This is a genomic window from Rhizohabitans arisaemae (assembly GCF_025996515.1).
In the GTDB taxonomy this organism is placed as follows: Bacteria; Actinomycetota; Actinomycetes; order Streptosporangiales; family Streptosporangiaceae; genus Rhizohabitans; species Rhizohabitans arisaemae.
Window position 1 is genome coordinate 438,186 of sequence record NZ_BLRH01000055.1, and the last position, 7,073, is coordinate 445,258.

The following is a 7,073-nucleotide window of genomic DNA, read 5'->3' on the forward strand; positions in this document are numbered from 1 at the left end:
CATCCTGAGAATCCCTTCCGCGGCTCAACCCCGGTCGGCCCGGAGCAGAATCCTGGCCTCGCCCGCGGTCACCACCGAGCCGGTGACGAGGACCCCGTTCCCGGTGAACTCCCCCGTCTCCTCCGCCAGCCGCAGCCCCTCGTCGATGGCGTCGTCCAGCCGCTCCACCACATGGACCCGGTCCTCGCCGAAGACGTCTTCGGCGATCTCGCCCAGCTCCCGCGGCGACATCGACCGCGGCGAGGAGTTCCCGGTGACGACGATCTCCTCAAGGACCGGTTCGAGCAGTTCGAGCAGGCCGGCCACGTCCTTGTCGGCCATCACGGCGACCACGCCGATCAGGCGGGCGAACCCGAACGACTCGTGCAACGCGTCGATGGTGGCCTCCATGCCCCCCACGTTGTGGGTGGCGTCCACGATGACCGTCGGCCCGCGGCGTACCACCTCCAGCCGTCCCGGGGAGGTCAGCTGCGCGAAGGCACGGCGGACCAGCTCGGGGTCGAGCGGGTCCTCACCCCCGGTCAGCGTCTCCACGGCGGCGAGCGCACAGGCGGCGTTGCCCGCCTGATGCTCCCCGTAGAGCGGGAGGAACACCTCGTCGTAGACGCCCTTGAGCCCTTGGAGCCGGAGCAGCTGGCCGCCCATGGCGATCTCCCGGCCGAGCACGCCGAACTCCAGCCCCTCGCGCGCGACGGTCGCGCCGACCTCGGCCGCACGCCTGACCAGGACCTCGGCGGCGGGCAGCGGCTGCTGCGCGAGGATCGCGACCGCGCCGGGCTTGATCACGCCGGCCTTCTCCTCGGCGATCTGGGCGACCTCCGACCCCAGGTAGGCGGTGTGGTCGAGGGAGATCGGGGTGATCACGGCCACCGCGCCCGAGACGACGTTGGTCGCGTCCCAGGTGCCGCCCATGCCCACCTCGACCACGGCGACGTCGACCGGCGCGTCGGCGAACGCGGCGAAGGCCATCGCGGTCAGCACCTCGAAGAAGGAGAGCCGGACGCCTTCCGCGTCGACCAGCTCGACATACGCCTTGATGTCCTCGTATATCTCGACGAACTTCTCGGCGCTGATCGGCTGCCCGTCGATCGAGATCCGTTCCCTGATCGTGGTCAGCTCGGGGCTGGTGTACCGCCCGACCCGCAGGGACCGTTCCCGCATCAGGGCGTCGATCATCCGGCTCGTGCTCGACTTGCCGTTGGTGCCCGTGATGTGGATCACCGGGTAGCCGTCCTGCGGCGACCCCAGCAAGTCCGTCAGACGCTTGATCCGATCGATCGACGGATCGATGTCCCACTCGACGCCTCGCGCCCGTATCTCCTGCTGGACCGATGAATAATCCACCCTGCCAGCCTACTGACGTCCCGCCCCGCCCCGGACCGGCCCCACGCCCCGGCGCCGCATACCCGCCCGGCCCGGCGATCCATCCGGAGCCGGTACGGTCGGCACCCTCGGGAAACAGCCGCAACACGCCGACATCGCCCGTACGGCGCAGAGCACCGCACCCCCAGCCAAGCCCGGCCGCCGACACTTCCCCGGGACTCTCAAGCCCCGGAAGGCGGCCGGGGCCGACTCGTGCGCCAGGTGATCGTTGGGCTGTCCGCGCCCCCGGGGAGTCACACACCGCAATGATCACCCAAACACCGGAGCCGCCCTGGCCCGAGGAACGGCACCCGGGTGATCGTTGCTCTGTCCGCCCCCTGAGGGGCACGCATACCGCAATGATCAAGTGGACGCGGGTCTTCGGCCCAAGCCGGTACGGCCGTCGGCGGCCTGGACACCGGACCACACGGAGCGGGCTCCGCGCAGCCCGTACCGCCATCGGACCGGCACGCCGCACCGGACGGCGACCCGGCGCAGCCCGTACGCGGACGGGAAACCCGGGGTCACCGACAGCGCCCGATGGCGACCACCGGGGTGAAAGGCGGTGCTCCGCGAGCGGTAGAAAGAGCATGTGTCCGTCTTCTACGACGAATGGGATCGGCGTGCGCCGGGGAGCCGCCGTTCCCTGGAGCGCGCCCGCATGGTCCGCGACCGGCTTGGCCTGACCGACCCGTCGATTCCGATCCTCACCGTCGTGGGTTCCAAAGGCAAAGGCACCGCGGCGACCCACGCCTCCGCCGTACTCGCCGCGGCGGGCCGCACCGTCGTGACCGTGACCAGCCCAGCCCTGCGCGGCGACCGGGAACGGATCCGGGTGAACGGTGCGGCCGTCTCCGTCGCCGAGTTCGAGAACCTGGCCGAGCGGCTCTCGTCGGTGCTCTCCGGCCTGCCCGCGGGCACGGGTCACCTCTCCCCGAGCGGACTGTTCACCCTCGCCGGGGTGCTGCACGCGACCACCGTCGGAGCCGACCTGCTGGTCCTCGAGGCGGGCATGGGCGGACGCTCCGACGAGGTCTCGCTGTTCCCGCCCACCGTCGTCGCGGTCACCGAGATCTTCGCCGAACACGTAGGCGTCCTCGGCGCCGACCCGCCCGAGATCGCCAGGGAGAAGGCCGGGGTGGCCGGCCCGGCGACCCGCGCGCTGGTGACCCTGCCGCAGACCCCCGAAGTACGCGCCGCGATGGACGAAGTGACCCCGAACCCCCGCCTGACCTGGGAGATCACACCGTCCTCAGCCGGGTGGGAACGGAACGCCGAGCTCGGCCGGGCCGCCGCCCGCCGCCTCCTGCGCCTCCTCGGGATCCCCCGGCCCGAAACGGTCCCCCCGGTACGGCTACCCGGCCGCCTGTCGTTCCACCCGATCCCCGGCGGGGAACTCCTGGCCGACTGCGCGATCAGCCGGACCGGCGTCGCCGTCGCCCTGGCGACCGCCCGGCGGCGCTGGGACACGATCGACCGGGTGCTGCTCTGCCTCCCCGACCACAAGGACCTCGACGGGGCGATCGGCGAACTCGCCGGGCTGCCGGTGACCTTCGTCCGGCTGCCCTACGCCCACCTGCGCTTCGAGCGGCCGGTGCCGTGGCCCGTCGTCGAGGCCGACGAGCTGGCCCTCCCGCGCGGCCGGGTCCTCGCCCTCGGCACGGTCTACTTCATCGGCCGGGTCCTCGCCCTCGCCGACGTCGACACCGAACGCCTGTTCACCGTGGATCATGTACGGCCGATGTGAAGACACGCGAAGGATTCCATGCGACGCTGAAGCATGCGGAGGCGGACCCTGCCGCTGTGGGGCGGCGCAGCGGGCCTGCTCGGCGCGCTCCCGACCGGCCTGCTCGCCATGCCGGAAAGCCCCCTCGCGTGGGCGCTCCTCGGCGGCCACGGACTCGTCGTCGGCACGGCCGTCGGCGTCATGGCGGGCGTCCGGCCACGCCGGCCGACCACCACGATCACCTCGGGGCTCCTCGCCGGACTGCTGGGCTGGCTGATCCTCCGGCTCACCCTCGCCCCCCTGACCAGGGGAGACCTCCCCGACTGGTCGGCCGCCGACGCGGGAGCCGCCTACCCCGACCTGGTGGCCGGTCTGATCCACGGCGGACTCACCGGCGTCGCCTTCCAGCTCCTGACCTACCGGAGCGCGGCCCGGCGGGGAGAACCGTCCACCCGTCCCGAACACCCTCCCGCGCCCCGAGTGGTGATCGTCGGAGGTGGATTCGCCGGAGTCGAAGCGGCGCGGCGGTTCGAACGCCTCGCCCTCCGCGGCAGGCCCGTCGACGTCACGCTCGTCAGCGACTCCAACTACCTCCTCTTCACCCCCATGCTCGCCGGAGTCGCCTCGGGGGCACTCGAAGCCCAGCACATCGGCGCCCCGATCCGCGCCGCGCTCACCCACACCCGGTTCCGGCGCGGCACCGTGGACAGGATCGATCCGGTACGGCGGAACGTCCGGCTCACCGACGGGCCCGCGGAGCCGTACGACCACCTCATCCTCGCCCTCGGAGCCGTCCCGCACTTCGCCGGGCTACCCGGCGTCGCCCGGCACGCCTTCACCCTCAAAAGCCTCCAAGACGCCGTACGGCTGCGCAACCACGTCCTCGGCCTCCTCGAACACGCCGACACCGCCCCACCCGGAGCCAGGGAAAGCCTGCTCACCTTCGTCGTCGCCGGAGGAGGGTTCGCCGGCACCGAACTCATCGCCGAACTCTTCGACCTCGTCCACGGCGTCCTCCACTACTACCCGGGGATCCACCCCGGCGAGCCCCGGTTCACCCTCCTGCACTCCGGCACCGAGATCCTGCCCGAGCTGCCGGCCACCCTCGGCTCCTACGCCGCCCGCAAACTCGGCGCGCGCGGGATCGACATCCGGCTCAGCACCCGGGTGACCGCCGCCGGACCCGGGAACGTCCACCTCTCCGACGGCGCCGAACTCCCCACCCACACCCTCGTCTGGACAGCCGGCAACCGTCCGCACCCACTCGCCGCCGAACACCCCGTCGACGCCACGCTCCGATCGACCGCCCACCCCGGTGTGTGGGCGGTCGGAGACTGCGCGCGAGCCCCCGACCCCACCGGACGGCCGTACCCGCCGACCGCGCAGCACGCGCTCCGCCAAGGCCGCGCCGTCGCCGACAACATCGACCGCGTCCTCGCCGGACGAACCCCCCAGCCCTTCCGATTCCATACGATCGGCATACTCGTCGCCCTCGGCCACCGGACCGCCGTCGCCGAAATCCGCGGCCACCGATTCTCCGGCCTCGCCGCATGGCTCCTCTGGCGCGGCACCTACCTCGCCAAACTCCCCGGATTGGAAAAGAGGCTGCGAGTCCTCATCGACTGGATCATCGAGCTCGCCTTCCCCCGTGACATCGCCGTCACCTCCGCACCCCCCGACCTGAACCTGCCCGGCAGATCCGTCACCACGTGGACACCGGCCACCCCGAGCAGCCAGGACACCGTGCCCCACCCCGTCCCCCGCCCCGAAACCCGATGACCGCCCGTCCCGGCCGCACCGCCCTCATCGCCGGCATCACCGGAGGGGCCGCCGGACTCCTCACCGGCCTCGCCCTCCCCGAGCCGCCGACCGGCGGCCTCATCCTCCACACCGTCGTCGCGGTCCTGCTCGGCGCCGGATTCGGCCTCCTCGCCACCCGGCAGAACCCCGCCGACCTGCTCTACTGGGGGCTCGCGTACGGAGCCGGCTGGTGGCTCCTCGGCACCCTCACCCTCCTGCCGCTCCTCGACGGCGGACCCGTCGCCTGGACCCTCCCCGACGCCCGGCTCCGGCTCCCCCAGCTCATCGGCCTCCTCGTGTACGGCATGGGCACCGCCGCCGTCCTCACCGCCGTCCACGGCGGGGTCCTCCGCGGCATCACCCCCAGACGGCTCCTCCGCGGCGCCACCGCGGGACTCGCCGCCGCCCTCCTCCTCATCCCCCTCACCGACACCATGACCGGCGGCATCCTCATCACCACCGGAATCATCGCCGGACTCCTCTACCCCACGCTCTTCGCCGGCCCCGCCCTCGGCAGCGGACCCGCCCTCGTCCGCGGAGTCCCCTACGGCTTCCTCTGCTGGATCCTGGCCGGCCTCAGCCTTCCCGCGCTCCTCGACGGGGCACCCGGCGCCCACTGGACCCTCGCCGCCGCCCAAGCCGCGCTCCCCCGCCTGCCCGCCTACCTCCTCCTCGGTGCCGGCATCGCCCTCGTCGACAACGCGCTCCGCTCCCTCGGACGCCTCCTGTTCGCCGACGACATCCGGCGACTCCGCCGCGAAGGCGCCGGAACCCGCGGCGTCCGCGCACTCGCCTACGGCGCGCTCGCCGGCCTCACCGGCGGCCTCCTCTTCACCGTCGTCATGGTGGGCATCGGCGTCCTCGACACCGTGGCCCGGCTCGTCGGAGCCACCTCCGTCTGGACCGGGCTCCTCGTCCACCTGCTCATCTCCCAAGCCATCGGGGTCTCCTACGCGCTCCTGTTCCATCGGCGGAGCTACGACCTGGCCTCCGGCATCGGCTGGGGAGCCTCCTACGGATTCCTGTGGTGGATACTCGGCGGCGTCACCCTCTTCCCCATCCTGCTCGGCAGCACCCCGAAGTGGGACGCCGCCGGCCTCGCCTCCGCCTTCCCGTCCCTCGTCGGGCACCTCACGTACGGGGCGGCGCTCGGAGTGGTCTACCACCTCCTCGAAAGCCGCACCAACCCCTGGTGGCTCACCCGCAACACCCTTCAAACGGCCCGGGTCACCACCGAACGCGAGCAGACCCTGGGCTCCGCACCGGCCCTGTGGACCCTCACCGTCCTCATCGCCACCACCATTCCCCTCCTCACCACCCCACCCGGGTAAACGGGGCACAACACGAGAAAGGGGCCCCTGGTGGAGCGGCCCCTTTGGCTGTCGGAGGAGGCGACTAGTGTGTTTCTCCACTGAGACGCTCACAGACCGCCGTGACGCGGACCACCGGAGGAAGCAATGGGGACTCACGAAACCGAGAATCCGACGGAGTTTCCCCACGGCATCGGCAAGGTCGCCCGCGCGGTGCTGGCCCTCAACGGCTACACACGCTACGACCAGCTGACCGGCGTCAGCGCAAAGGAACTCCTGAAGCTCCACGGGATAGGACCCAAAGCCATCAGGATCCTCGAAGCCGAACTGGCGGCACGAGGACAGGCACTCGCCGACTCGGAAACCACCGGCAGTGGTCGGAAAGCAACCGTCCAAGTCACAACCACGGATGGCCACGACACATAAGAACCGCAGGCCTGCCGACTGTCAAACCAACCCCGCCAGAAGACCCAGCCACATACCACCCCAGCCAGAAACCCCCCGCAAAACAACGAAAGGGCCACCCCCACAGGCCACCCCCCACAAAAACAGAAAAAGCCACCCCACCCAGATGACCCCCACAAAAGCATAAAAGGGCCAGCCTCTTCGGCTGACCCCTCCCACAAAAATTGTCCGGCGGCGTCCTACTCTCCCACACCGTCCCCAGTGCAGTACCATCGGCGCTGAAAGGCTTAACTTCCGGGTTCGGAATGTAACCGGGTGTTTCCCTAACGCTAAAACCGCCGAAACCCCTCGAAACACACAACCCAACAGGATTGCAGTCTCAGAATCACACAGTGGACGCGAGCAAACACCTCTCCGCGCAACCCGCGTGCGCCCCGAAGGGCAGCGGACACAGACGACGCGAACAGAAC

The 7,073-nt window shown here is 71.0% G+C and carries 6 protein-coding genes and 1 rRNA gene; 5 read left to right on the forward strand and 2 right to left on the reverse strand.

The window, feature by feature from the left end; translation table 11 throughout:
* Window positions 1-24 precede the first annotated feature (24 nt).
* On the reverse strand, window positions 25-1,344 hold the full coding sequence (locus tag RUR_RS28460) for a bifunctional folylpolyglutamate synthase/dihydrofolate synthase (RefSeq protein ID WP_283138293.1): 1,320 nt from the start codon (window positions 1,342-1,344) through the stop codon (window positions 25-27).
* 385 nt (window positions 1,345-1,729) lie between these two features.
* Between RUR_RS28460 and RUR_RS28465 the strand changes: the two genes are divergently transcribed.
* From RUR_RS28465 to RUR_RS28485, 5 genes are all read left to right on the forward strand, one after another.
* On the forward strand, window positions 1,730-1,921 hold the full coding sequence (locus tag RUR_RS28465) for a hypothetical protein (protein ID WP_283138294.1): 192 nt from the start codon (window positions 1,730-1,732) through the stop codon (window positions 1,919-1,921).
* 33 nt (window positions 1,922-1,954) lie between these two features.
* Window positions 1,955-3,109 carry a folylpolyglutamate synthase/dihydrofolate synthase family protein gene (locus tag RUR_RS28470; protein WP_283138295.1) on the forward strand — a complete coding sequence of 385 codons (1,155 nt, stop codon included), beginning with the start codon at window positions 1,955-1,957 and terminating at the stop codon, window positions 3,107-3,109.
* 33 nt (window positions 3,110-3,142) lie between these two features.
* Window positions 3,143-4,867 (forward strand): NAD(P)/FAD-dependent oxidoreductase, encoded by a 1,725-nt coding sequence (locus RUR_RS28475; RefSeq protein ID WP_283138296.1) that lies wholly within the window; start codon window positions 3,143-3,145, stop codon window positions 4,865-4,867.
* Window positions 4,864-6,219: a hypothetical protein gene (locus RUR_RS28480; RefSeq protein WP_283138297.1), complete on the forward strand. Its 1,356-nt coding sequence runs from the start codon at window positions 4,864-4,866 to the stop codon at window positions 6,217-6,219. Before RUR_RS28475 ends, RUR_RS28480 begins: the two co-directional genes overlap by 4 nt.
* Window positions 6,220-6,345: 126 nt before the next feature.
* The gene (locus tag RUR_RS28485) at window positions 6,346-6,624 is read left to right on the forward strand and encodes a helix-hairpin-helix domain-containing protein (RefSeq protein ID WP_283138298.1); all 279 of its coding nucleotides are present in this window, start codon (window positions 6,346-6,348) and stop codon (window positions 6,622-6,624) included.
* A 205-nt stretch (window positions 6,625-6,829) separates the two neighbouring features.
* On the opposite strand, the gene rrf is transcribed toward RUR_RS28485, so the two are convergent.
* Window positions 6,830-6,946: ribosomal RNA gene (gene rrf / locus RUR_RS28490) — 5S ribosomal RNA — on the reverse strand.
* Between the last annotated feature and the right edge of the window lie 127 nt (window positions 6,947-7,073).

Coding starts and splice junctions, on each gene's coding strand:
- RUR_RS28485 (WP_283138298.1), top strand. CDS start 6,346: ATGGGGACTCACGAAACCGAGAATCCGACGGAGTTTCCCCACGGCATC.
- RUR_RS28475 (WP_283138296.1), top strand. CDS start 3,143: ATGCGGAGGCGGACCCTGCCGCTGTGGGGCGGCGCAGCGGGCCTGCTC.
- RUR_RS28480 (WP_283138297.1), top strand. CDS start 4,864: ATGACCGCCCGTCCCGGCCGCACCGCCCTCATCGCCGGCATCACCGGA.